Below are 23,164 nucleotides of genomic sequence, written 5' to 3' on the forward strand. Positions count from 1 at the left end.
GCTGTTCTCGTGATCGGTCCTGACTCCCCGGTCGAGACGGTGCTCGGCAACGCCGACAAGGCCAAGCGCGACCTCGTCGTGGACAAGCTGGGCCTGCGCACCGTCGGCGACCTCGTGCACCACCTGCCGCGGCGCTACCTCCGCACGGCCGAGCTCACCCTCGTCGAGGACGTCGAGGAGGGCCAGGTGCTCGTCGTCGTGGGCCGGGTCGTCGCCACGAGGGTCATCCCCTACGAGGACCGCCGCACCGGCAAGCCGGCCTTCCGCGTCGAGGTGACGGTCGAGACCGACGGGCCGCCGCTGCGCATGACGTTCTTCTCCAAGCGCAAGGGCGTCGCCCAGTGGCACGCCGATCGCCTCGAGGTGGGACGGCGGGGGATCTTCCAGGGCAAGGCCACGATCTTCAACCGGCAGTGGCAGCTGACCAACCCGCAGATGGTGCTCTTCAGCGAGGAGGAGGGGCGCGACCTCGAGCGGAAGCGCCAGGAGGGTCGCCAGCCCCTCGAGCTCGAGGCGCTGCGTGCCCTCTACCCGCTCTACCCCGCGATCAAGGGCGTGGACTCCTGGGACCTCCAGCGCGCGATCACCTTCGCCCTCTCGGTGCTCGACGACCCGCCCGACGCGCTGCCCGAGCCGTTGCGCGCGGAGCACGGCGTGCTGGACCGCGCCACCGCCCTGCGCTGGATCCACCTGCCCGACGACTGGGGGCAGGTCACGCGCGCCCAGCACCGCCTGCGCTTCGAGGAGGCCCTGGTCACCCAGCTGGTGCTCGGCCGTCGCCGCCGGGCGCTGCAGGCGCAGGGGGCGCAGGTCCGTGCCGGTGGAGGAGGGCTGCTCGCCGCCTTCGACGCCCGCCTCCCCTTCACCCTCACCGAGGGCCAGCGCGCCGTGGGTGCGGAGGTGGAGGCCGACCTGGCCCGTCCCGTGCCGATGCACCGCCTCCTGCAGGGCGAGGTCGGCTCGGGCAAGACCCTGGTCGCGCTGCGGGCGATGCTGCGGGTGGTCGACTCCGGCGGCCAGGCGGCGCTGCTCGCGCCCACCGAGGTGCTGGCCCAGCAGCACCACCGCTCGATCACCGCGCTGCTCGGCGACCTCGCCGGCGGCGGCATGCTCGGCGGTGCCGCCGAGGCCACCGGCGTCGAGCTGCTCACCGGCTCGATGACCAAGCGGCAGCGCACCGCCCCGCTCTCGCGGCTGGCCAGCGGCGAGAGCGGCATCGTCATCGGCACCCACGCACTGCTCGAGGACACCGTGCAGCTCGCCGACCTCGGGCTCGTCGTCGTCGACGAGCAGCACCGCTTCGGCGTCGAGCAGCGCGCGGCGCTCACCGACAAGGCCGGCAGCCCGCCGCACGTGCTCGTGATGACCGCGACCCCCATCCCGCGCACCGTGGCGATGACCGTCTTCGGTGACCTGGAGGTCTCGACGCTCGCCGAGCTGCCGGCCGGGCGCGCGGCCATCCAGACCACGGTCGTGCCGGTGGCCGAGGCCCCCCACTGGGTCGACCGGGTCTGGCAGCGCGTGCGCGAGGAGGTCGCCGCCGGCCACCAGGTCTACGTCGTGTGCCCGCGCATCAGCGGCGACGTCGTGGAGCAGGGCGGCCACGACGCCGTCGACCTCGACGAGGACGGTCAGCCCCTGGCCCGCCCGCCGTCGCTCAGCGCGGTCGAGGAGGTGCTGGCCGAGCTGCGGGCCGGGCCGCTCGCCGACGTGCGCGTCGAGCCGCTGCACGGCCGGATGACCCCGGAGGACAAGGACCGCACCATGACGGCCTTCGCGGCCGGCGAGGTCGACGTGCTCGTCGCCACGACGGTGATCGAGGTCGGCGTCGACGTCGCCAACGCCACCACCATGGTGCTGCTCGACGCCGACCGGTTCGGGGTCTCCCAGCTCCACCAGCTGCGCGGGCGCGTCGGGCGCGGCGGCCTGCCCGGGCTGTGCCTGCTGGTCACCCACACGCTGCCCGGACCGGCGCGCGAGCGGCTCGACGCGGTCGCCGCCACCACCGACGGCTTCGAGCTGAGCCAGGTCGACCTGGAGACCCGACGCGAGGGCGACGTGCTGGGCCGCTCGCAGTCGGGTGGCCGCTCCAGCCTCGAGACGCTGCGGGTGCTGCGCGACGAGGAGACGATCGTCGCCGCGCGCGCGGCGGCCGGGAGCCTGCTCGACGACGACCCCGACCTCAACGGGGTGCCGCAGGTGGCCGCGGCCGTGCGAGCGCTCGAGGACTCGGTGCGCGCCGACTGGATGGAGCGCTCGTGACCCGGATCATCGGGGGCAGCGCGGGTGGTCGTCGCCTGGCCACGCCCCGCGGCGCCGCCACCCGCCCCACCAGCGACCGGGTCCGCGAGGCGCTCTTCTCGGTCATGGAGTCGTGGTGCGGCTCGTTGCACGGCCTGCGCTTCCTCGACCTCTACGCCGGCTCCGGCGCGGTCGGGCTCGAGGCGTGGTCGCGCGGCGCCGGCTTCGTCACGCTGGTCGAGTCCGACCGCCGCACGGCGGCCCTGGTGACGGCCAACGCGCGCACGCTGGGATTCCCCCGCGCCGACGTGCGGGCCGCCCCCGTGGCCAGCGTGCTGGCCCGCCCCGCGGTGGCGCCCTACGACCTGGTCTTCGCCGACCCGCCCTACCCGCTGCCCGACGAGGCCGTGGCCGCCGACCTGGCCGCGCTGGTCGAGCACGACTGGCTGGTGCCCGGCGCGCTCGTGCTCGTGGAGCGCTCCTCGCGCAGCCCCGAGCCGACGTGGCCCGACGGCTTCGACGACGTGCGGCGCCGCACGTACGGTGAGACCACCGTGTGGACGGCCCACGCCCCCGAGCCGGACTGACCCCACGACCCGACCCCCGACCCGAGGAGTGGCGCGTGCGCCGAGCCGTCTGTCCCGGATCCTTCGACCCCGTCACCCTGGGCCATCTCGACATCGTGGGGCGTGCCGCGTCGCTCTTCGACGAGGTCGTCGTGGCCGTCGGCGTCAACGCCTCGAAGAACCGGATGTTCACCGCCGAGGAGCGCATGGACATGCTGCGCGAGGCCTGCGCGCCCTGGCCCAACGTGCGCGTCGACGGCTTCAGCGGGCTGCTGACGACCTTCTGCTCCGAGCACGGGGTCCACGCCATCGTCAAGGGACTGCGCGCGGTGAGCGACTTCGACTACGAGCTGCAGATGGCCCAGATGAACGCCTCCCTCAGCGACGTCGAGACCGTCTTCGTGCCGACCAGCCCCGAGTTCTCCTTCCTGGCCTCGAGCCTGGTGAAGGAGGTCGCGACCTTCGGCGGCGACGTCTCCACGCTGGTGCCGGCCTTCGTCGACGAGCGGCTGCGGGCCCGGATCGCGGAGAACGCCGCTGCCCGGTGACCTGCCTGGTGACCTGCGGGGGAGGGCCGGAGCTGCGTTTTGGTCCGCCACCCCCGCGGCGGTTACGATTCCCGACGATCTGTTGTGCCTGGAACCGGAAGTGACACCCTGAAGAGCCTGGACCCGAGAGCGCCGCTCGTGCTCGACACCCGCGAGCTCGGCCGCCGCCCGGGGTCCCAGCGTCAGGTGTCCCGTCAGGTCCCAGCCCCAGCAGATCTCGGCATCGAAGTCCTCCATGTCCCCGAGGGTGCGCCGGTCGACCTCGACCTGCGCCTCGAGTCGGTCATGGAGGGGGTCCTGGTGACGGGCGAGGCGCGAGCCACGCTCGAGGGCGAGTGCGCGCGGTGCCTGGAGCCGATCTCCGACGAGATCGAGGTGACGTTCCAGGAGCTGTACGTCTACGAGCAGCACCAGACCCCGCACGACGAGGACGACGAGGTCAGTCGGCTCGAGGACGACCTGGTCGACCTGGAGCCCCAGCTGAGGGACGCGGTGGTGCTCGCACTGCCGTTCCAGCCGCTGTGCCGCGACGACTGTCCGGGGCTGTGCACCGAGTGCGGTGCCCGCCTCGCCGACGATCCGGACCACTCGCACGAGGAACCGATCGACCCCCGCTGGGCCGGCCTGGCCGCGCTCCAGCAGGACGAGGCTCCCCGGGGCGACTGACCCGGCGCCGAGGCAGTACGGTGCACCGATCGTGCACCAACCCCGCACCACCCACCGAACGACCGGAGCGCCCATCCCGGGTGCTCCACAGCGAGCCGGACCTGCCGGCCCTGGTAGAGGAGAGAACTGTGGCTGTCCCGAAGCGGAAGATGTCGCGCAGCAACACGCGTCACCGTCGCTCGGCCTGGAAGGCCGTCGCCCCCACCCTGGTGACCTGCGCCAACCCGGCCTGCGGTGCCAAGCACCTGCCCCACCGCGCCTGCGCCACCTGCGGTCAGTACGGCGCGCGCGCCGAGCGTCGTCAGGTCCTCTGATCTGAACGACTACGCCGAGCTCCGAGCAGCGCTCGGGGACCCTGAGCTGGCCCCCGAGCTGCTCGAGCGTGCCCTGACCCACCGGTCCTACGCGTACGAGAACGGCGGCCTGCCGACCAACGAGCGCCTGGAGTTCCTGGGCGACTCGGTGCTCGGCGTGGTCGTGACCGAGCAGCTCTACGTCACCCACCCCGACCTCTCGGAGGGCCGTCTGGCCAAGCTCCGGGCCGCGGTGGTCAACGCACGCGCCCTGGCCGAGGTCGGGCGCGCGATCGGGCTGGGCGAGCACGTCAAGCTCGGTCGGGGCGAGGAGTCGACCGGCGGTCGCGACAAGGCCTCGATCCTCTCCGACACCGTCGAGGCGGTCATCGGCGCGGTGCACATGTCACCCGGGGGCTTCGAGACCTCGGCGCGCGTCGTGCACCGTCTCTTCGACCCGCTCATCGAGGCGGCGTCGGCGATGGGTGCCGGGCTGGACTGGAAGACCTCGCTGCAGGAGCTCGCCGCCGAGCACACCCTCGGCGTGCCGGAGTACGTCATCGAGGACGACGGCCCCGACCACATGAAGACCTTCACCGCCCAGGTGCGCGTCGCCGACCGGCTCTACGGCAACGGCAACGGCCGGTCGAAGAAGGAGGCCGAGCAGGCGGCCGCCGAGACGGCGTACGGCGAGATCGCCAGTGCCCTCGGCGTCGTCGACCCCACGACCGTCGCCGTCACCGAGGCCGTCGGCGAGGTCGTCGCGCCCACCGACGCCGACGCCGACGCCTGACCCGTGCCGGAGCTGCCCGAGGTCGAGGTCGTCCGCGCGGGCCTCGAGCGCCACGTCGTGGGCGCCACCGTCACCGACGTCGAGGTGCTCCACCCGCGCCCGGTGCGCCGGCACGCGGCCGGCCCCGCGGGCTTCGCCGCCGACCTGACCGGCCGCCGCATCGTCGGCGCCCGCCGACGCGGCAAGTACCTGTGGCTCCCCCTCGACGACGCCGACACCGGTGACGCCCTGGTGGCGCACCTCGGCATGAGCGGCCAGATGCTGGTGCAGCCGCCGCAGGCCCCGGCCGAGCGGCACCTGCGCGTGCGGCTGCGGCTCGCGGGGGCCGACGAGGGCCGTGAGCTGCGCTTCGTCGACCAGCGCATGTTCGGCGGGCTGTCGATCTCGGTCGGCGGCGCCGTCCTCCCGCCCGAGATCTCCCACATCGCGCGCGACCCGCTCGACCCGGCCTTCGACGACGACGCCTTCGTCGCCGCGGTGCGCCGCCGCCGCTCGGCGGTCAAGCGGCTGCTGCTCGACCAGGGGCTGGTCTCCGGGGTGGGCAACATCTACGCCGACGAGTCGCTGTGGCGGGCGCGCATCCACGGCGAGCGGCCGGGGGAGCGGCTCACGCGCGGCCAGGTCGTCGAGCTGCTCGCGCACGCCCGCGAGGTCATGGGCGACGCCCTCGCGCAGGGAGGCACGTCGTTCGACGCCCTCTACGTCAACGTCAACGGCGAGTCGGGCTACTTCGACCGCTCGCTGCACGCCTACGGACGCGAGGGCGAGCCGTGCGAGCGGTGCGGCACGCCGATCCGACGCGTGGCGTTCACCAACCGCTCCTCGTTCTTCTGCCCCGTCTGCCAGCCGGCGCCGCGGCGTCGGCGGGCGCCGGGGCCGCTCGCCGGGCCGGCGCTGCCCGCCCCCGACTGAGCTCGACCCCGACCCGACCAGGCCCGACCGGGCCCGCCTGTGCGCTCGGATTGACCCTGCGGGGCACCGGTGGGACTCTTGTAGACGGCCCTCTCAGGGTCGTATCGCACGCACCCAGACCCACCTCCGGAAGGTAAGCCATGGCCAAGGCGCTGATCGGCTACATGAGCAGCGACCTGCGCGACCCGCGCCTCGCCTCCGACAACGCGCGACTGCGCGCGCGGGTGGCCGAGCTGGAGTCGCTCGTCGTCCGCCTCAGCGAGGAGAACGACCGCCTGGTCGCCTCGCGCGCCGCCGAGATCCTCGACGCCGCGCACACCCAGGAGATGCAGCCGGCCTGACCCGCCGCACCGGTCGGCGCACGCCGGCCGGAAACCCGCGTGCCGACCGCGGGGCGGAGCGCTAGCGTCCTGACCCCGTGAGCAGCCTGGTCGAGATCGTCGTGCCCCGTCGGCTGGGCCCGGGCTACCGGTGGCTCCTGGCCTCCTCGTGGACCAGCAACCTGGGCGACGGGATCGTGCTGGCCGCCGGGCCGCTCCTGGTCGCCTCGCAGACCGACCAGGAGTTCCTGGTCGCGCTGGCGGCGCTGGTGCAGTGGCTGCCGCCGCTGCTGCTCGGTCTCTACGCCGGGGCGCTGACCGACCGCGTCGACCGCCGGCGGCTGGTGATCGCCGTCGACCTCGTGCGCTGCGGCGTCCTGGCCCTGCTGACCACGGCGGTCCTCACCGGCGCCGTCTCGATCGGTCTCGTCCTCGTCGCGCTCTTCCTGCTCGGCACGGCGGAGATGTTCGCCGACAACGCCTCGAGCACGATCCTGCCGATGCTGGTCGACCGCGACGACCTCGCGGTCGGCAACGCCCGGCTGCAGACCGGCTTCATCACCGTCAACCAGCTCGCGGGCCCGCCGCTGGGCGCCGCGCTCTTCGCGGCGGGCGCGGCGTGGCCGTTCGCCGCGCAGGCGGTGCTCGTGGCCCTCGGGGCCCTGCTGCTCTCGCGCCTCGTGCTGCCGCACCGGCCGGCGCCGACCGACGTGCCGCGCGCCGACCGGCGGCTGCGGGCGGAGGTGGGCGAGGGCTTCCGGTGGGTGCGCCACCACGCGGCCGTGCGCACCCTCGTGCTGACCATCTTCGCCTTCAACGTCACCTTCGGCGCCGCCTGGTCGGTGCTGGTGCTCTACGCCACCGAGCGGCTGGGGCTGGGCGCGGTCGGCTTCGGCCTGGTCACGACGGTGGGTGCCGTCGGCGGGCTGCTCGGCACGCTGTCCTACGGCTGGATCACGCGCCGGGTCAGCCTGGGCGACCTCATGCGCGTGGGGCTGGTGGTCGAGACCCTCACCCACCTGGGGCTCGCCCTGACCACCGACCCTCGGGTGGCCCTGCCGATCTTCTTCGTCTTCGGCGCCCACGCCTTCATCTGGGGCACCACCTCCATCACCGTGCGCCAGCGGGCCGTGCCCGCCCGCCTCCAGGGCCGCGTGGGCAGCGTCAACCTGGTCGGGGTCTACGGCGGCCTGGTGATCGGGTCGGCCCTCGGTGGGGCGCTGGCCCAGGGGTTCGGGGTCACCGCCCCCTTCTGGTTCGCCTTCGTCGGCTCGGCGGTGCTCGTGGTCGCGCTGTGGCGCCAGCTCAGCCACATCGCCCACGCCGACGCGCGCACCGCGCCGCTCGACGACGTCTGACCCGCCGGCCGGAGCCGGCGCCGGTAGGGTGACGGGCGCCGGGCTTCCCCCACGTGGCCGTCGAGACGGCCCCGTGCCCGTCCGGACGCGACGACCGAGGAGCCCGTGGTGTACCTCAAGAGCCTGACCCTGAAGGGCTTCAAGTCCTTCGCGTCCGCCACCACGCTCCAGCTCGAGCCGGGCATCACCTGCATCGTCGGGCCCAACGGCTCGGGCAAGTCCAACGTCGTGGACGCCCTCGCCTGGGTGATGGGCGAGGCCAGCGCGAAGTCGCTGCGCGGCGGCAAGATGGACGACGTCATCTTCGCCGGCACCTCGGGCCGCCCACCGCTGGGGCGCGCCGAGGTGCTCCTCACCATCGACAACTCCGACGGCGCGCTGCCGATCGAGTACGCCGAGGTGACGATCAGCCGCACCATGTTCCGCAGCGGCGGCTCGGAGTACGCCATCAACGGCAGCACCTGCCGCCTGCTCGACGTGCAGGAGCTCCTCAGCGACTCCGGCATCGGCCGCGAGATGCACGTCATCGTCGGGCAGGGCCAGCTCGACACCATCCTGCACGCGACGCCGGAGGACCGGCGCGGCTTCATCGAGGAGGCCGCCGGGGTGCTCAAGCACCGCAAGCGCAAGGAGAAGGCGCTGCGCAAGCTCGACTCCACCGACGGCAACCTCACGCGGCTGACCGACCTGCTCAGCGAGATCCGTCGCCAACTCAAGCCGCTGGGCCGCCAGGCCGAGGTGGCCCGCCGTGGGGCGACCGTGCAGGCCGACGTGCGCGACGCCCGGGCGCGGCTGCTGGCCGACGACCTGGTGGGCGCCCGCACGTCGCTGGAGCAGGAGCTGGCCGACGAGTCGGTGCTCCTGGAGCGCCGGACCCGGCTCGAGGCGGCCCTCGCCGAGACCCGCGAGGCCGAGGCGGCTCTCGAGGCGGCGCTGCGCGAGGACCTCCCGGCGCTGTCGGCGGCCCAGGAGACGTGGTTCGCCCTCTCGGGCCTGCGCGAGCGGCTGCGGGGCACCCAGTCGCTGGCCGCCGAGCGCGTGCGCAACGCCGCCGGTGCGGCGCCCGAGCAGCCCTCGGGCCGCGACCCCGAGGAGCTCGAGGAGCAGGCCGAGCGGGCCCGTGCGCGCGAGCAGGAGAGCGCGGCCGAGGTCGAGGAGCGACGCGCCGCGATGGACCGGGCCGTCGCCGACCGCACGGCGGCCGAGGAGGCCGCCGCCGCGGAGGACCGGCGCGTGGCGGGTCTGCAACGGGCTGCGGCCGACCGCCGCGAAGGCCTCGCGCGGCTGCACGGCCAGGTCAACGCGCTGCGCTCGCGCGCCGCGGCGGCCGCCGACGAGGTGGGCCGCCTCGGTGCCGCCCGCGAGGCCGCGGTGGCCCGCGCCGAGCGGGCCCAGCGCGACTTCACCGCCCTGGAGACCCGTGTCGCCGGCCTCGACGCGGGCGAGGAGGGCCTCGACGCCGAGCACGAGGCCGCCGTGGCCGCCCTCGACGACCTCGAGGAGCAGCTGGCCGCCACCCGCGAGGAGGCCGCCCGGGCCGACCGCGAGCGCTCGGCGCTGAGCGCGCGCAAGGAGGCGCTCGAGATGGGGCTGCAGCGCAAGGACGGCGCGGGCGCCCTGCTCGCCGCCTCCGACGGCGTCTCCGGCCTGCTGGGCTCGGTCGCGGCGCTGGTGTCGGTGCGCCCGGGCCACGAGACCGCCGTCGCCGCGGCGCTCGGCGCCGCCGCCGACGCCGTCGCGGTCACCGGCCCCGACGCCGCGCTCGCGGCCATCGGCCACCTCAAGGACCGCGAGCTCGGCCGGGCCGGGCTGCTGCTGGCGGCCGACCCGGCCGAGGCCGGCGGGGCGGCGGCCGACCGTGACTGGCCGGCCCTGCCGGCGACGGCGTCGTACGCCGTGGACTCGGTGGAGTGCCCCGCAGGGCTGCAGGCCGCCCTGGCCCGCCTGCTGCGCAAGGTCGCCGTGGTGGACGACCTCACCGCCGCGCGCGCCCTGGTCGCCGAGGCCCCCGACCTCGTCGCGGTCACCCGTGACGGCGACGTGCTCGGCGCCCACGTCGCAGCCGGCGGGTCGGGCGACCAGCCGAGCCTGATCGAGGTCCAGGCCGCCGTCGACGACGCGACGACCCAGCTGGCCGAGGCGGTCGCGACGGGGGAGCGGCTCGGCTTCGCGCTCTCCCGCCTGGAGCGGGAGCGCCTGGAGGCCCAGCAGCGCGTCGACGCCGCGCTGGCGAGCCTGCACGAGTCCGACGCGACGCTGGCCGCCGTCGCGGAGGAGCTGGGCCAGCACGGCTCGCAGGCGCGCGCGGCGCGGGGGGAGGCCGAGCGCCTGGAGCAGGCCATCGCGCAGGCCGAGGCCGCGCGCGACCGCGACGTCGCGGGCCTGGCCGATCTCGAGGCCCGCCTGGCCGGGGCGGAGGAGAGCCCCGACGAGGAGCCCGACACCGCCGAGCGCGAGCGCCTCGCCGCGGCGGCCCGCGAGGCGCGACAGGGCGAGATGGAGACCCGGCTGGCGTTGCGCACCGCCGAGGAGCGGGCGCGCGCGCTGCACGGGCGAGCCGACTCGCTGCTGCGCGCCGCGGCGCAGGAGCGCCAGGCCCGTGCCCGCGCCGCCGAGCGGCGCCGCCGGCTCGAGCGCGAGGCCCGCGCCGCCCGCGCCGTGGGCGCCGGTGTGGCCGCGGTGCTGGAGCGGCTCGAGGTGTCGGTGGGCCTGGCCGCCGAGGCCCGCACCGCGATCGAGGAGCAGCGGCGGGGCCGGGAGGGCGAGCTGCTCGCCGCCCGGGCACGGCTGCGCGACCTGGGCCGCGAGCACGACGAGCTGGTCAGCACGGTGCACCGCGACGAGCTGGCCCGCTCCCAGCAGCGGATGCGCATCGAGCAGCTCGAGCAGCGCGCCCTCGACGAGCTCGGCGTCGAGCCCGACGCCCTCGTCGCCGAATACGGCCCCGACCAGCCGGTGCCGGTCGCGCCCGCCCCGGACGCGGCCGAGGACGACCCCGCCCCGGAGCCGGTGGCCTACGTGCGCGAGGAGCAGCAGAAGCGGCTGCGCAGCGCCGAGCGCGCGCTGGCCCAGCTGGGCCGGGTCAACCCGCTGGCGCTGGAGGAGTTCACCGCGATGGAGGAGCGCCACCAGTTCCTCTCCGAGCAGCTCGACGACCTGCGGCGCACGCGCAAGGACCTCCTCGACATCGTCAAGGACGTCGACGTGCGCGTGGAGCAGGTCTTCACCGAGGCCTACGCCGACGTCGAGCGGGCCTTCGACGCCACCTTCGCCCGGCTCTTCCCCGGCGGCGAGGGCCGCCTCGTGCTCACCGACCCCTCCGACATGCTCACCACCGGCATCGAGGTCGAGGCGCGCCCGCCGGGCAAGAAGGTCAAGCGGCTCTCGCTGCTCTCCGGCGGCGAGCGCTCGCTGGTGGCGGTGGCCTTCCTGGTCGCCCTCTTCAAGGCCCGGCCCTCGCCGTTCTACATCCTCGACGAGGTCGAGGCCGCGCTCGACGACACCAACCTGGGCCGGCTGCTGCAGATCTACGAGGAGCTGCGCGAGAGCTCGCAGCTGCTCGTCATCACCCACCAGAAGCGGACGATGGAGGTCGGCGACGCCCTCTACGGCGTGACGATGCGCGGCGACGGGGTCTCCACGGTCATCAGCCAGCGGCTGCGCGAGGCGGAGACGGCCTGACCCCGACGGGGGACCGGCCGGTCCGACCCGGACGTGCGCCGCAGGCCCCGGTGCGGCGCGGTCGGCCGGCTGCGACCCGTCGTGCGCCGGCACGCCGGGCGTTGGCAGGATGGCCGCCGTGAGCGACCGCACCCGACCCACCCGAGCCGACTACGTCGCCTGGCGCACCATCACCACGCGCTGGCGAGACGACGACGCCTACGGGCACCTCAACAACGCGACCTACTACGAGATGTTCGACACCGCGGTCAACGCGCACCTCTACGAGCACACGGGCGTCGACGTGCGCCGCCTGCCCGCCATCGGCGTCGTGGCCGAGACCTCGTGCCGCTACTTCCGCGAGATCGGCTTCCCGGCCCCGGTGGAGTCGGGCCTGGTCGTCGACAAGGTCGGCACCTCCTCGATCGTCTACCGCATCGGTCTCTTCCAGGGCGACGCGGAGGAGGCGGCGGCCGAGGGCCGCTTCGTCCACGTCTACGTCGACGACACCGACCCGGCCCGGCCGGTGACCCCGATGCCCGACGTGATCCGTGTCGCAGTCGAGCCACTCCTGCGCGGGGGTGAGGCGGGCTGACCCTGCCTGTGCGACCGTGACGGTGCGGCCCCCGACCGGGCGCCGCGCCTCACACGTCTCGGAAGGTCCGCGTGCTCGTCATCGCCGTCGCCATGCTCGTCATCCTCGTCCTCGCGGGCCTGGTCATCTTCTACGTCGCCTTCCCGCACCGCGGGCAGACGCCGCCGCAGGGCGAGTGGCTCGGCGGCGTGATGTCGCGCGCCGCCGACGCCGTCCCGACCCTCGAGCACGACGCCCGCGCCCGGGTGGGCGCGCAGCAGGACCGCTCCGCCTGAGCATCCGCCCGCGGCTGTGGGCCGGCTCGCGAGCAGCCCGGCGGCAGGTGCCGTGGGGCGAGCCCCCGAGTCACGCTCCTGCCCGACAGGCACGGCGGCCCGCTCTGGTTGGATGAGGCCATGGAAGCCATCGCCATCCTGATCCTCGTCATCGCGCTGGTCGGCGTGGCCCTCGTGGCCACCGTGACCGGCCTGGTGGTGACCCGCCGCCGCAAGCCGGCGCCCCTGCCCGACACCCACACCGACGTCCTCGGCACGCCCGTCGAGGACGGCGCCGAGCCGGTCGAGCTCAGCTCGCCGCCGGCCACCCTCGAGCCCGAGGCGCCCGAGGCGCCGGTCGAGCCCGAGACCGCCCCCGCGCCGACCCTGGAGCGGCCGGAGAGCACGGCCTCGCGCCTGCAGCGGCTGCGTCAGCGGCTGGCCGGCTCCCAGGGAGCCCTGGGCCGCGGCCTGCTCGCGCTGCTCTCGCGCGACCGGCTCGACGAGGACACCTGGGAGTCCATCGAGGACACCCTGCTCACCGCCGACATCGGCGTCGGCCCCACCCAGGAGCTGGTCGACCGGCTGCGCACCCGCATGCGCGTCGACGGCGCCGACGCCTCCCAGGCCCGCGAGGTGCTGCGCGAGGAGCTCCTGGCGCTGGTCGACCCGAGCATGGACCGCCGGCTCCAGGTCAGCGGCGAGGACGGCCGGCCCGGCGTCGTGCTGGTGGTCGGAGTCAACGGTGCCGGCAAGACCACCACGGTGGGCAAGATCGCCCGCATCCTCGTGGCCGAGGACCGCTCGGTGGTGCTCGGCGCCGCCGACACCTTCCGCGCCGCCGCCGTCGAGCAGCTGGCCACCTGGGGCGAGCGCGTCGGGGTCGACGTCGTGCGCGGCCCCGAGGGCACCGACCCCGCCAGCGTCGCCTTCGAGGCGGTCAAGCAGGGCGCGAGCGAGTGCGCCGACACCGTCATCGTCGACACCGCGGGCCGGCTGCAGAACAAGGCCGGCCTCATGGACGAGCTGGGCAAGGTCAAGCGGGTCATCGAGAAGCAGGCCCCCGTCACCGAGGTGCTGCTGGTGCTCGACGCCACCACGGGTCAGAACGGCATGATCCAGGCCCGCGTCTTCAGCGAGGTCGTCGACGTCACCGGCATCGTGCTCACCAAGCTCGACGGCTCCGCCAAGGGCGGCATCGTCGTGGCCGTGCAGCGCGAGCTCGGCGTGCCGGTCAAGCTCGTGGGCCTGGGCGAGGGCCCCGACGACCTGGCGCCCTTCGACTCCGGCGCCTTCGTCGACGCGCTGCTGGGCTGAGCGCCCGGCGCACGCCGACCGGGCCGCACGGGCGCGGCCCCGCACCTCGGTGCGGGGCCGCGCCCGTCGTCACGTCATCGTGAAGTTACACAGCCACCGGGTCGTTTACGTGGCTGAAACACACCTCACGGGGAGAGGAAACCTGGCCCCACCAAGGTCTCCTGCAACAGCCGCTGGGCCGCCGACACCGGAGTCGCCGACGCCCCAGCGTCACCGCGCAATTCCCCTGGAGGTCCTGTGGACGGCTATTACGCCTTCATGCTCATCGCGACAGCGCTCGTGCTGATGATGACGGTGCCCGCGCTCGCCCTGTTCTACGGCGGCATGTCCCGCTCGAAGTCCGTGCTGAACATGATGATGATGTCCTACATCGCCGCCGCGATCGTGGGCATCCTCTACGTCGCGGTCGGCTGGTCGATGGGCTTCGGCGGCGAGGGCACCTTCTTCGCCAACCCCTTCGAGCTGTTCTGGCTCGACGGCGTCACGACCGACGGCTACATCTTCGTGATGTTCCAGATGACCTTCGCGATCATCACCTGCGCCCTCATCAGCGGCGCGGTCGAGGGCCGCATGAAGTTCGCCGCCTGGGTGACCTTCGTGCCGATCTGGGCCCTGGTCGTCTACTTCCCGCTGGCCCACATGGTCTTCAGCTGCACCGACGACTCCCTCATCTGCGGCCGCATCGGCGCGCAGGACTACGCCGGCGGCACGGCCGTCCACATCAACGCCGGCGTCGCGGCCCTCGTGCTCGTGCTGCTGCTCGGCAAGCGAGTCGGCTGGCCCCGCGACAAGATGCGCCCGCACAACCTGACGCTGACCATGCTCGGCGCCGGCCTGCTCTGGTTCGGCTGGTACGGCTTCAACGTCGGCTCGATCGTCTTCGGCGGTGAGAGCGAGGAGGCCGACATGGCCCAGTTCCTCTCCGAGACCGGCCGCACCTTCGCCAACACCACCCTGGCCACCATGGCCGCCATCCTCGGCTGGCTGGTCGTGGAGCGCGTCCTGCACAAGAAGGCCACCTCGCTCGGCGCGGCCTCCGGCATCGTCGCGGGCCTGGTCGCGATCACCCCGGCCGCCGGCGCGGTCGACATCGAGGGTGCGGTGGCCATCGGCGCCATCGCCGGCGCGGTCTGCGCCTGGGCCGTCGGCCTGAAGTTCAAGGCCGGCTTCGACGACTCCCTCGACGTCGTGGGCGTCCACCTCGTCGGCGGCATCGTCGGCACGGTGCTGATCGGCGTCTTCTCCACCAGCGACGGCGCCGGCGGCGTCGACGGCCTGCTCTACGGCGGCGGCGTCGACTCCCTGGTCGACCAGGTGCTCGGCGTGCTGGTCGCGGTCGCCTACTCCGGCGTGCTGACCGCGGTGATCGCGCTGGCCATCAAGTACACCATCGGGCTGCGCCTGGCCGAGGAGGACGAGGTCGGCGGGATCGACCTGGCCGCCCACGGCGAGTCGGCGTACGACCTGCACACCGGCGTCGGCGGCTCGGGCAACGCCACCAGCGTGCTCGCGCCGAAGACCCAGAAGGAAGGTGTCTGAGCCATGAAGCTCGTGACCGCGGTGATCAAGCCGCACAAGTGGGAGGACGTCCGCGAGGCCCTCGAGACCTTCGGCGTCACCGGCATGACCGTCAGCGAGGTCAGCGGCTACGGCCGGCAGAAGGGCCACACCGAGGTATACCGCGGCGCGGAGTACGACATCGCGCTGGTGCCCAAGATCCGCATCGAGATCGTCGTCGAGGACGACGACGCCGAGGACGTCGTGGGCATCGTCGTCAAGACCGCCCAGACCGGGCGCATCGGCGACGGCAAGGTCTGGCTGAGCCCCGTCGAGAGCGTGGTGCGCGTGCGCACCGGCGACCGGGACGCAGCCGCACTGTGATCCACCGGACGGGCCCGGCCCCCTCACGCAGGGGTGCCGGGCCCGTCGCGTCCCGGACCGACCGGCCGACCCGCGGCGCGGGGCCCTCCCCGCCGCCGGGGCCGTCCGGCATGATCGGCCCCACCTTCCCGGCTCCCGCCGGCCCGCCCGACCCAGGAGAGACCCATGAAGCTCGTCACCGCGGTCATCAAGCCGCACAAGTGGGAGGACGTCCGCGTCGCCCTCGAGAGCGTCGGCGTCACCGGCATGACCGTGAGCGAGGTCAGCGGCTACGGCCGGCAGAAGGGCCACACCGAGGTCTACCGCGGCGCGGAGTACGACATCGCGCTGGTGCCCAAGATCCGCCTGGAGATCGTCGTCAACGACACCGACGCCACGACCGTGGTCGACACCATCGTGGCCAGCGCCGCCTCGGGCCGCATCGGCGACGGCAAGGTCTGGGTCTCACCGGTCGAGTCGGTGGTGCGCGTGCGCACCGGTGACAAGGACGACGCAGCCCTCTGACCGTGCCTCCCCACCCCCACGCGCACCCCCAGCACGCCCAGCACCTCCGCACGAGCCGGCAGCAGGCCCCCGCATGAGCGCCGCCGACCGCGCCCGCCGCACCGCCGGGGCCGACGCGCTGTGCACGAAGGCCTACGAGGCCGCGGGAGGCCAGGACACCGGCACGGCCCTGGTCGCCGTGGGCGGCTACGGCCGCGGCGAGCTCGCCCCGCACTCCGACCTCGACGTCGTGCTGGTCACCGAGGACGGCGTCGACCCCGGTGAGCTGGCCCACCAGCTGTGGTACCCGCTGTGGGACTCCGGCACCACCATCGACCACTCCGTGCGCTCGATGCCGCAGATGCTGGCCGCGGCCGAGGCCGACCTGCGGGTCGCGCTCGGGCTCGTCGACATCCGCCACCTGGCCGGCGACCCGAGCCTGACCCTGAGGCTGCGCACGACCATGCTGGCCCACTGGCGCCGCCGCTCGCGCGAGCGGCTGCCGGCCCTGCACGAGATGGTGCGCTCGCGCCACGAGCGGGTGGGGGAGCTGGCCCACCTGTCGGTGCCCGACCTCAAGGAGGCGGAGGGCGGGCTGCGCGACGCCACCGTGCTCAAGGCCCTGGTCGCGACCTGGCTGGTCGACGTGCCCCACGTCGAGCTCGAGCGCAGCCGCCAGCAGCTGCTCGACGTGCGCGACCTCGTGCAGGACGCCGCCGGACGCGCCACCGACCGGGTCAACCCCGAGACGTGGAGCGAGCTGGCCACCGGACTCGACCTGCCCGACGCGCGCAGCGCGCAGGTGCACGTGCGCGAGCTCGGGCGGCGCATCACGCACCTCTCGCGCCTGACCTGGCGGCGCGTCGACGACGTGCTGGCACGCCCGGCCCAGGTCGGCGTACGACGCCCGTCGCTGACGCCGGTCGCGCCCGGGGTGGCGCTGGCCGGTCGCGAGATCGTGCTCGACGCCCGCGCCAAGCCCGCCCAGGACCCCGTGCTCCTGCTGCGCGCCGCCGCGGCCGCCGCCGAGATGGACGTCGTGCTGGCCCCGCCCACCGCGGCGCGGCTGGCGCGCGAGTGCCCGCCGCTGCCCGACCCGTGGCCGGCCGAGGCCCGCCAGCAGCTGGTGCGGCTGCTGGCCTCGGGCCGGGGTCTGCTGCCGGTGTGGGAGACCCTCGAGGAGACCGGGGCGCTCACCCGGCTGCTGCCCGAGTGGGAGCGCATCCGGCTGCTGCCGCACGCCTCGGCCATCCACCGCTTCACCGTCGACCGCCACGTGGTCGAGACCTGCATCGAGGCCTCGGCGCTCATCCGTCACGTCGGACGACCCGACGTGCTGATGGTGGCCGCCCTGCTGCACGACATCGGCAAGGGCTCGCTGACCGAGCACAGCGTCGCCGGCGAGCCCCTCGCCCGGACGATCGCGACCCGCATGGGCTTCGCCCCCGACGCCGTCGACCTCATCGCCTCGCTGGTGCGCTGGCACCTGCTGCTCTCGGAGACCGCGACCACCCGCGACCCCGACGACCCGGCCACCGTCGACCGGGTCGCCAGCCGCATCCGCACCACCGAGGCGCTGGCCCTGCTGACCTCGCTCACCGAGGCCGACGCCAAGGCCGCCTCGGCCCCGGCGTGGTCGAGCTGGCGCGCGGGCCTGGTGCTCGACCTGTCGCGCCGGGTGCGCACCGCGATCGACACCGGCCAGAGCCTGCCGGTCGTGGAGACCGACGAGGTCGACATCCCGGAGGCTGTGCGCCGCGGGGCGGTGTCGGTGAGCGTCGAGGCCACCCCCGACGGCTCGCGCGTGACCGTCATCGCCCCCGACCGGGTCGGCCTGCTGGCCGACTTCGCCGCGATGTTCGCCCTGCAGCGCATCGCCGTGCGCGCGGCACGGGTCTGGGCCCAGGACGTCTACGGCGTCTCGGTCTGGGAGGTCGCGCAGAGCGACCTGACCGGGGCCTTCCTGCTGGAGAAGTACGACGCGATCGTCGAGGGCCGGGTCGACCCCGCGGCGCGGCTGACCCCGCCCGACGCCACCACGCTGGCGCCCACGGTGGAGGTGCGGGCCGACGCGTCGGCCTCGGCCACGGTGCTCGAGGTGCGCACCGCGGACCGCCCGGGGGTCGTCTACCTCGTGTGCTCCGCCCTGGCCCGCCTCGACGTCGCGGTGCGCTCGGCCCACGTCGACACCCTCGGGCCGCAGGCGGTCGACGTCTTCTACCTCCAGGAGGCGGGCGCCGGTCAGCTGGCCGAGACCCGTGCCGCGGCGGCGGCGCACGCGGTCAGGGCGACCTTGTCGGGGGAGTCGCGTTAGGCTCGACGCCGACTGCTCGCCCGTTCGACGCCCCCGAGGACACCCTTGTTCGCCACACTCTCCGACCGTCTCGCCGACACCTTCAAGAACCTGCGGGGCAAGGGTCGGCTCTCCGAGGCCGACATCGACGCCACCGCGCGCGAGATCCGCATCGCGCTGCTGGAGGCCGACGTCGCGCTGCCCGTGGTCAAGGAGTTCGTGGGGGCGGTCAAGGACCGTGCCCGCAGCGAGGAGGTCAGCGGTGCGCTGAACCCCGCCCAGCAGATCATCAAGATCGTCAACGAGGAGCTCGTCGCGATCCTGGGCGGCGAGACCCGCCGGCTGCGCTACGCCAAGTCGGGCCCGACCGTCATCATGCTCGCGGGCCTCCAGGGCGCCGGCAAGACGACCCTGGCCGCCAAGCTCGCGCTGTGGCTCAAGGACCAGGGCAAGACCCCGATGCTCGCGGCCTGCGACCTCCAGCGGCCCAACGCCGTCAAGCAGCTGCAGGTCAACGGCGAGCGCGTCGGCGTGCCGGTCTTCGCCCCCGAGCCCGGCAACGGCGTCGGCGACCCCGTGTCGGTGGCCCGGGCCTCGATCGCCGAGGCCCGGCGCACCCTGCACGACGTGGTCATCGTCGACACCGCCGGCCGCCTCGGCATCGACGCCGAGCTGATGCAGCAGGCCTCCGACATCCGCGACGCCGTGCAGCCCGACGAGGTGCTCTTCGTCGTCGACGCGATGATCGGCCAGGACGCCGTGGTCACGGCCCAGGCCTTCCTCCAGGGCGTCGGCTACGACGGCGTCGTGCTCACCAAGCTCGACGGCGACGCCCGCGGTGGCGCGGCCCTGTCGATCGCCTCGATCACCGGCAAGCCGGTCATGTTCGCCTCCAACGGCGAGAAGCTCACCGACTTCGACCTCTTCCACCCCGACCGCATGGCGTCGCGCATCCTCGACATGGGCGACATGATGACCCTGATCGAGCAGGCCGAGAAGACCTTCGACGCCGAGCAGGCGATGAAGGCGGCCGAGAAGCTCTCGGGCCGGGGCGGGCAGTTCACCCTCGACGACTTCCTCCAGCAGATGCAGCAGGTGCGCAAGCTGGGCTCGATGTCGAAGATCATGGGGATGCTGCCCGGGATGGGCCAGTTCCGCGAGCAGCTGGAGAACTTCGACGAGCGCGAGATCGACCGCATCGAGGCGATCATCCGCTCCATGACGCCCGGCGAGCGGGAGAACCCCAAGCTCATCGACGGCTCGCGTCGCGCCCGCATCGCCAAGGGATCGGGGCGCCAGGTCTCCGACGTCAACCAGCTCGTCGACCGCTTCTTCGAGGCGCGCAAGATGATGGAGCAGATGGCGCGCGGTGGCGGCATGCCCGGGATGCCCGGCATGCCGGGGATGCCGGGGATGGGCGGGCCCAAGCGCGGCAAGGCCAAGGCCCAGCCCAAGAAGGGCAAGGGCGCCAAGCGCTCCGGCAACCCCGCGAAGGCCGCCCAGGAGGCCGCGGCCGCCAAGGACAAGGCGGGTGCGGTCAACCCGTTCGCCACCCCGGGCGAGGACGTCGACTACGAGCAGGCGGCCGCGGCCCTCGACCTGCCGAAGGACTTCTCGAAGTTCCTGAAGTGACCGGTCGCGACGTGGTCGGGCCCGCTCCGACCGGCCCCGGGGACGGTCGGCGGCCGTGACCTCCGTGCTCGTCGTCGACGCCGCCAACGTCGTCGGCTCACGACCCGACGGCTGGTGGAGGGACCGCGCGGGCGCCGCGCGCCGGCTCCACGAGCGGCTGCTGGTGGCCGACACCCCCTACGACCGGATCGTGCTGGTGCTCGAGGGGGCGGCCAAGGGCGGGGTGCGGGCCGGTCGCGACCAGCACGTCACCACCGTGCACGCCCCGCGCGACGGCGACACGACCATCATCGAGCAGACCCGGGTGGCCTGCGAGCGAGGCGACCAGGTGGTCCTCATCAGCGCCGACCACGTGCTGCGCGGGCGCTGCGAGGGCCTGGGCGCCCGGGCGATGAGCCCGTCGTGGCTCCTGGACCAGATCGAGCGCTGAGACCGGGCGGGCCCAGCGGCCCAGCGGCCCGGCGGCCCCGGGCGGGCGCGGCCGAGCCCCTCAGCCGGCCGGTCCCGCGGCCGCCGTGCGCAGCACCGCCGATCAACGTCGGCGACGCCGACCACGACCCGCTCTACGCCTTCGGCCACGGCCTCACGACCCGTCGCTGAGCGGCGACGCCGGGAGGACCTGCGCGCCCGCGACCGGGCGCGCAGGTCCTCGTCGGGGCCCGGTGGGCGCGGTAGCGTCCCGGGCATGGCCGCCCCCAGCGCTCGCCCCCGCTCCTCCGGCTCCGCCCGACCGCCCGTCCTGCGCGTGCGCGGGCCGGTGCTGCCCGGCGACGACGTCTCCCGCGACCTCTACGTCGTCGACGGGCACGTGACCTACGAGCCGCAGCCGGGCGCGGACACCGTCGCCACCGGCTGGGTGCTCCCCGGCCTGGTCGACGCCCACAACCACCTGGGCATGGAGGACCACGGGGCCGTCGACGCGGACGAGGTGGAGCGCCAGGCCCTGCAGGACCGCGACGCCGGGGCGCTCCTGCTGCGCGACTGCGGCTCGCCCGCCGACACCCGCTGGGTGCACGAGCGCGAGGACCTCCCGCGGCTGCTGCGCGCCGGTCGCCACGTGGCACGCACCCGCCGCTACATCCGCCACTACGCCGACGAGGTGGAGCCCGTCGACCTCGTGCCGACCGTCGTGGAGCAGGCCCGCTCCGGCGACGGCTGGGTCAAGCTCGTCGGCGACTGGATCTCGCGCGAGCAGGGCGACCTCGCGCCGTCCTTCCCCGCCTCCGACTTCGCGGCGGCGATCGCCGCCGCCCACGCCGAGGGCGCACGGGTCACCGCCCACTGCTTCGGTCGCGACGTGCTCGACGGGCTCCTCGACGCCGGCATCGACTGCATCGAGCACGGCACCGGGCTGTCGACCGCCCACCTCGAGCGCATGGTCGCCGCGGGCACCGCGCTGGTGCCGACGGTGATGCAGACCGAGAAGTTCCCGGAGTTCGCCGACGCGGGGCGGGAGAGGTTCCCGGCGTACGCCGCCACGATGGAGGACCTCCACGCCCGCCGACGCGAGACGCTGCTGAGTGCGCACGAGGCGGGCGTGGCCCTCTTCGTCGGCAGCGACGGGGGCGGGGCGCAGCGCCACGGTCACCTCGCGGGCGAGGTGATGGCCATGGTCGAGATGGGGCTGCCCGCCGCGGACGTCGTCGCGGCGGCCTCCTGGTCGGCCCGTGCCTGGCTCGGGCACCCCTCGGGGCTCGAGGAGGGCGCGCCCGCCGACCTCGTCGTGGTCGAGCGCGACCCCCGCCGCGACCCGTCGGTGCTCTGGGAGCCGAGCCGGGTGGTGCTGCGCGGTCGCGTCGTCGCCTGATCCCGGGGTCGCGCCGGTCCGGCCTACTCCCGCGCGCGGGCCCGGTCGGTGGCCGCCTGCTCCGTCATCGCGCCGGCCGCCTCGTCGATGATGGCGCGCATCGCGTGCTCGGCGCCGGCGCCGTCGCCCGTGCGCACGCAGCGCGCGACCTCGTCGTGCAGCGCGACCGCGGTCGGGTTGGGCCGCGCCGGCATGAGGTCGTGGTGGGTGCGCCCGGCGAGCACCTCCTCGACCAGGCCCGCGAGTGCACGCACCATGTCGTTGCCGCTCGCGTCGAGCAGGGTGCGGTGGAAGGCCACGTCGGCCAGCAGGTAGGCCTCGAGGTCGCCGGTGCGGCCGTGCACCGCCATGTCGGTCGTCGCCTCCGCCATGGCGCGGCACTGCTCCGGGGTGGCGCGGTCGGCGGCCAGGCGCGCCGCGACGGGCTCGAAGCCCTGGCGCAGCTCGCTGATGGCCAGCAGCTGCTCGGTGCGCCCGGAGCCCTCGAGGCGCCAGCGCACCAGCCGGGGGTCGAAGACGTTCCAGTCCGAGGGGTCCTGCACGGTCACGCCCACGCGGCGGCGCGAGACGACCATGCCCATCGACTCCAGGACCCGGACGGCCTCGCGGGCCACCGGGAGCGAGACGCCGTGCTCGCGCCGGATCGCGTCGAGCGTGAGGACCTCGCCCGGTGCCACCTCGCCCGACGCCAGCCGCGACCCCAGGGCGTCGAGGGTGTCGACGTGGAGCGCCCCGTGCGGGCGCGCGCCGGGCGCGGGGGCCTCGGCGGGCGGGTCGAGGGGGCTCATGGCGCCCATCCTCCCAGGCGGGCCGGGAGGGTCGGCCCGGAGTGTCGGAGAAAAGAACGCATCTTTGAACCTTCCAATTGCCAATGATCCGATCATTGGTCATAGTGTGCGTGCAGTCACACGATGTGTCGACGGTCACGGCCGTCGCGACGACGGGAGCACGATGCCGGACACGACCCGCCCCCCGGGACCTCCGGGACCCGTGAGACCCCTGGCCCTGGTGATGGGGGTGTCCGGCTCCGGCAAGTCGACGGTCGGGGCCGCCCTGGCCCGGCGCGCGGGGGTGCCCTTCGCCGACGCCGACGACTTCCACCCGGCGGCCAACATCGCCAAGATGGCCGCGGGGATCGCGCTGGACGACGCCGACCGCGCCCCGTGGCTGGACCTGCTGGCCTCGTGGCTGCGCGATCACGAGGTCGGCGGGGGAGTGCTGAGCTGCTCCGCCCTCAAGCGGTCCTACCGCGACCGGCTGCGCGACGGGGCCGGGCGTCTGCTCGTCGTCCACCTCGCGGGCAGCCCGGCCGTCATCGCGCGCCGCCAGGCCGCCCGCCCGGGGCACTTCATGCCCGCGTCGCTGCTGGCCTCCCAGTTCGCCACCCTCGAGCCGCTGGCCCCCGGTGAGCCGGGCGCCGTGCTCGACGTGGACCGACCGGTCGACGTGCTGGTCGAGCAGGCACTCGCCCTGCTCGCCGGGCCCGTCGCCACCCCGTCCGACCCCACCACCCCCTGGCCCGCCCGGGCCGACAGGAGCTGACCC

22 protein-coding genes are annotated in these 23,164 nt (G+C 74.5%); 21 read left to right on the forward strand and 1 reads right to left on the reverse strand.

Translation table 11 applies throughout. The features are described from left to right. Positions 1 to 9 precede the first annotated feature (9 nt). From ASF47_RS02130 to ASF47_RS02225, 20 genes are all read left to right on the forward strand, one after another. The gene (locus ASF47_RS02130) at positions 10 to 2,262 is read left to right on the forward strand and encodes an ATP-dependent DNA helicase RecG (RefSeq protein WP_056862350.1); all 2,253 of its coding nucleotides are present in this window, start codon (positions 10 to 12) and stop codon (positions 2,260 to 2,262) included. Beyond that, entirely contained in the window at positions 2,259 to 2,828 is a 570-nt protein-coding gene (gene rsmD, locus ASF47_RS02135; RefSeq protein ID WP_056862351.1) for a 16S rRNA (guanine(966)-N(2))-methyltransferase RsmD, read from the forward strand. The genes ASF47_RS02130 and rsmD overlap by 4 nt, the downstream gene beginning before the upstream one ends. A 35-nt stretch (positions 2,829 to 2,863) precedes the next feature. Then, positions 2,864 to 3,355 carry a pantetheine-phosphate adenylyltransferase gene (gene coaD / locus ASF47_RS02140; RefSeq protein WP_056862352.1) on the forward strand — a complete coding sequence of 164 codons (492 nt, stop codon included), beginning with the start codon at positions 2,864 to 2,866 and terminating at the stop codon, positions 3,353 to 3,355. A 108-nt stretch (positions 3,356 to 3,463) separates the two neighbouring features. Beyond that, positions 3,464 to 4,021: a YceD family protein gene (locus ASF47_RS02145; RefSeq protein ID WP_056862897.1), complete on the forward strand. Its 558-nt coding sequence runs from the start codon at positions 3,464 to 3,466 to the stop codon at positions 4,019 to 4,021. 128 nt (positions 4,022 to 4,149) lie between these two features. Continuing rightward, positions 4,150 to 4,335, forward strand: a complete 186-nt coding sequence (gene rpmF, locus ASF47_RS02150) for a 50S ribosomal protein L32 (RefSeq protein WP_056862353.1) — start codon at positions 4,150 to 4,152, stop codon at positions 4,333 to 4,335. Next, complete coding sequence (rnc, locus tag ASF47_RS02155) at positions 4,256 to 5,107, forward strand: ribonuclease III (protein ID WP_156697688.1); 852 nt, start codon at positions 4,256 to 4,258, stop codon at positions 5,105 to 5,107. Before rpmF ends, rnc begins: the two co-directional genes overlap by 80 nt. A gap of 3 nt (positions 5,108 to 5,110) precedes the next feature. Next, the gene (gene mutM, locus ASF47_RS02160; protein WP_056862354.1) at positions 5,111 to 6,019 is read left to right on the forward strand and encodes a bifunctional DNA-formamidopyrimidine glycosylase/DNA-(apurinic or apyrimidinic site) lyase; all 909 of its coding nucleotides are present in this window, start codon (positions 5,111 to 5,113) and stop codon (positions 6,017 to 6,019) included. Between the two features lie 140 nt (positions 6,020 to 6,159). Then, positions 6,160 to 6,360, forward strand: coding sequence for a hypothetical protein (locus tag ASF47_RS02165; protein ID WP_056862355.1), 201 nt, complete (start codon positions 6,160 to 6,162; stop codon positions 6,358 to 6,360). Positions 6,361 to 6,437: 77 nt separating this feature from the next. Continuing rightward, a complete protein-coding gene (locus ASF47_RS02170; protein ID WP_056862356.1) occupies positions 6,438 to 7,697 on the forward strand; it encodes an MFS transporter in 1,260 nt (419 codons plus the stop codon). 108 nt (positions 7,698 to 7,805) lie between these two features. Next, on the forward strand, positions 7,806 to 11,378 hold the full coding sequence (gene smc / locus ASF47_RS02175) for a chromosome segregation protein SMC (protein WP_056862357.1): 3,573 nt from the start codon (positions 7,806 to 7,808) through the stop codon (positions 11,376 to 11,378). Between the two features lie 118 nt (positions 11,379 to 11,496). After that, positions 11,497 to 11,952 (forward strand): acyl-CoA thioesterase, encoded by a 456-nt coding sequence (locus ASF47_RS02180; protein ID WP_228941880.1) that lies wholly within the window; start codon positions 11,497 to 11,499, stop codon positions 11,950 to 11,952. Between the two features lie 71 nt (positions 11,953 to 12,023). Beyond that, on the forward strand, positions 12,024 to 12,227 hold the full coding sequence (locus ASF47_RS02185) for a hypothetical protein (protein ID WP_056862359.1): 204 nt from the start codon (positions 12,024 to 12,026) through the stop codon (positions 12,225 to 12,227). Positions 12,228 to 12,347: 120 nt separating this feature from the next. Beyond that, entirely contained in the window at positions 12,348 to 13,523 is a 1,176-nt protein-coding gene (ftsY, locus tag ASF47_RS02190; protein ID WP_056862360.1) for a signal recognition particle-docking protein FtsY, read from the forward strand. A 258-nt stretch (positions 13,524 to 13,781) separates the two neighbouring features. Then, positions 13,782 to 15,062, forward strand: coding sequence for an ammonium transporter (locus ASF47_RS02195; RefSeq protein WP_056862899.1), 1,281 nt, complete (start codon positions 13,782 to 13,784; stop codon positions 15,060 to 15,062). A 3-nt stretch (positions 15,063 to 15,065) separates the two neighbouring features. Continuing rightward, complete coding sequence (locus ASF47_RS02200; RefSeq protein ID WP_056862361.1) at positions 15,066 to 15,404, forward strand: P-II family nitrogen regulator; 339 nt, start codon at positions 15,066 to 15,068, stop codon at positions 15,402 to 15,404. A 165-nt stretch (positions 15,405 to 15,569) separates the two neighbouring features. Beyond that, entirely contained in the window at positions 15,570 to 15,908 is a 339-nt protein-coding gene (locus ASF47_RS02205) for a P-II family nitrogen regulator (RefSeq protein ID WP_056862362.1), read from the forward strand. 73 nt (positions 15,909 to 15,981) lie between these two features. After that, positions 15,982 to 18,201, forward strand: a complete 2,220-nt coding sequence (locus tag ASF47_RS02210) for a [protein-PII] uridylyltransferase (protein ID WP_056862363.1) — start codon at positions 15,982 to 15,984, stop codon at positions 18,199 to 18,201. Between the two features lie 45 nt (positions 18,202 to 18,246). Then, complete coding sequence (gene ffh, locus ASF47_RS02215) at positions 18,247 to 19,812, forward strand: signal recognition particle protein (RefSeq protein ID WP_056862364.1); 1,566 nt, start codon at positions 18,247 to 18,249, stop codon at positions 19,810 to 19,812. A gap of 55 nt (positions 19,813 to 19,867) precedes the next feature. Next, complete coding sequence (locus ASF47_RS02220) at positions 19,868 to 20,242, forward strand: hypothetical protein (RefSeq protein WP_056862365.1); 375 nt, start codon at positions 19,868 to 19,870, stop codon at positions 20,240 to 20,242. 255 nt (positions 20,243 to 20,497) lie between these two features. Continuing rightward, positions 20,498 to 21,619: an amidohydrolase family protein gene (locus tag ASF47_RS02225; protein ID WP_056862366.1), complete on the forward strand. Its 1,122-nt coding sequence runs from the start codon at positions 20,498 to 20,500 to the stop codon at positions 21,617 to 21,619. Between the two features lie 23 nt (positions 21,620 to 21,642). On the opposite strand, the gene ASF47_RS02230 is transcribed toward ASF47_RS02225, so the two are convergent. Next, on the reverse strand, positions 21,643 to 22,407 hold the full coding sequence (locus ASF47_RS02230) for a FadR/GntR family transcriptional regulator (RefSeq protein ID WP_056862367.1): 765 nt from the start codon (positions 22,405 to 22,407) through the stop codon (positions 21,643 to 21,645). Positions 22,408 to 22,609: 202 nt separating this feature from the next. On the opposite strand from ASF47_RS02230, the gene ASF47_RS02235 reads away from it, so the two are divergent. Beyond that, on the forward strand, positions 22,610 to 23,161 hold the full coding sequence (locus tag ASF47_RS02235; protein WP_235558582.1) for a gluconokinase: 552 nt from the start codon (positions 22,610 to 22,612) through the stop codon (positions 23,159 to 23,161). The last annotated feature ends 3 nt before the right edge of the window (positions 23,162 to 23,164 follow it).

This window comes from Nocardioides sp. Leaf285, from assembly GCF_001422955.1.
Lineage (GTDB): Bacteria > Actinomycetota > Actinomycetes > Propionibacteriales > Nocardioidaceae > Nocardioides > Nocardioides kribbensis.

Coding starts and splice junctions, on each gene's coding strand:
- ASF47_RS02165 (WP_056862355.1), top strand. CDS start 6,160: ATGGCCAAGGCGCTGATCGGCTACATGAGCAGCGACCTGCGCGACCCG.
- ftsY (WP_056862360.1), top strand. CDS start 12,348: ATGGAAGCCATCGCCATCCTGATCCTCGTCATCGCGCTGGTCGGCGTG.
- ASF47_RS02195 (WP_056862899.1), top strand. CDS start 13,782: ATGCTCATCGCGACAGCGCTCGTGCTGATGATGACGGTGCCCGCGCTC.
- ASF47_RS02200 (WP_056862361.1), top strand. CDS start 15,066: ATGAAGCTCGTGACCGCGGTGATCAAGCCGCACAAGTGGGAGGACGTC.
- ASF47_RS02205 (WP_056862362.1), top strand. CDS start 15,570: ATGAAGCTCGTCACCGCGGTCATCAAGCCGCACAAGTGGGAGGACGTC.
- ASF47_RS02210 (WP_056862363.1), top strand. CDS start 15,982: ATGAGCGCCGCCGACCGCGCCCGCCGCACCGCCGGGGCCGACGCGCTG.
- ASF47_RS02225 (WP_056862366.1), top strand. CDS start 20,498: ATGGCCGCCCCCAGCGCTCGCCCCCGCTCCTCCGGCTCCGCCCGACCG.
- ASF47_RS02230 (WP_056862367.1), bottom strand. CDS start 22,407: ATGAGCCCCCTCGACCCGCCCGCCGAGGCCCCCGCGCCCGGCGCGCGC.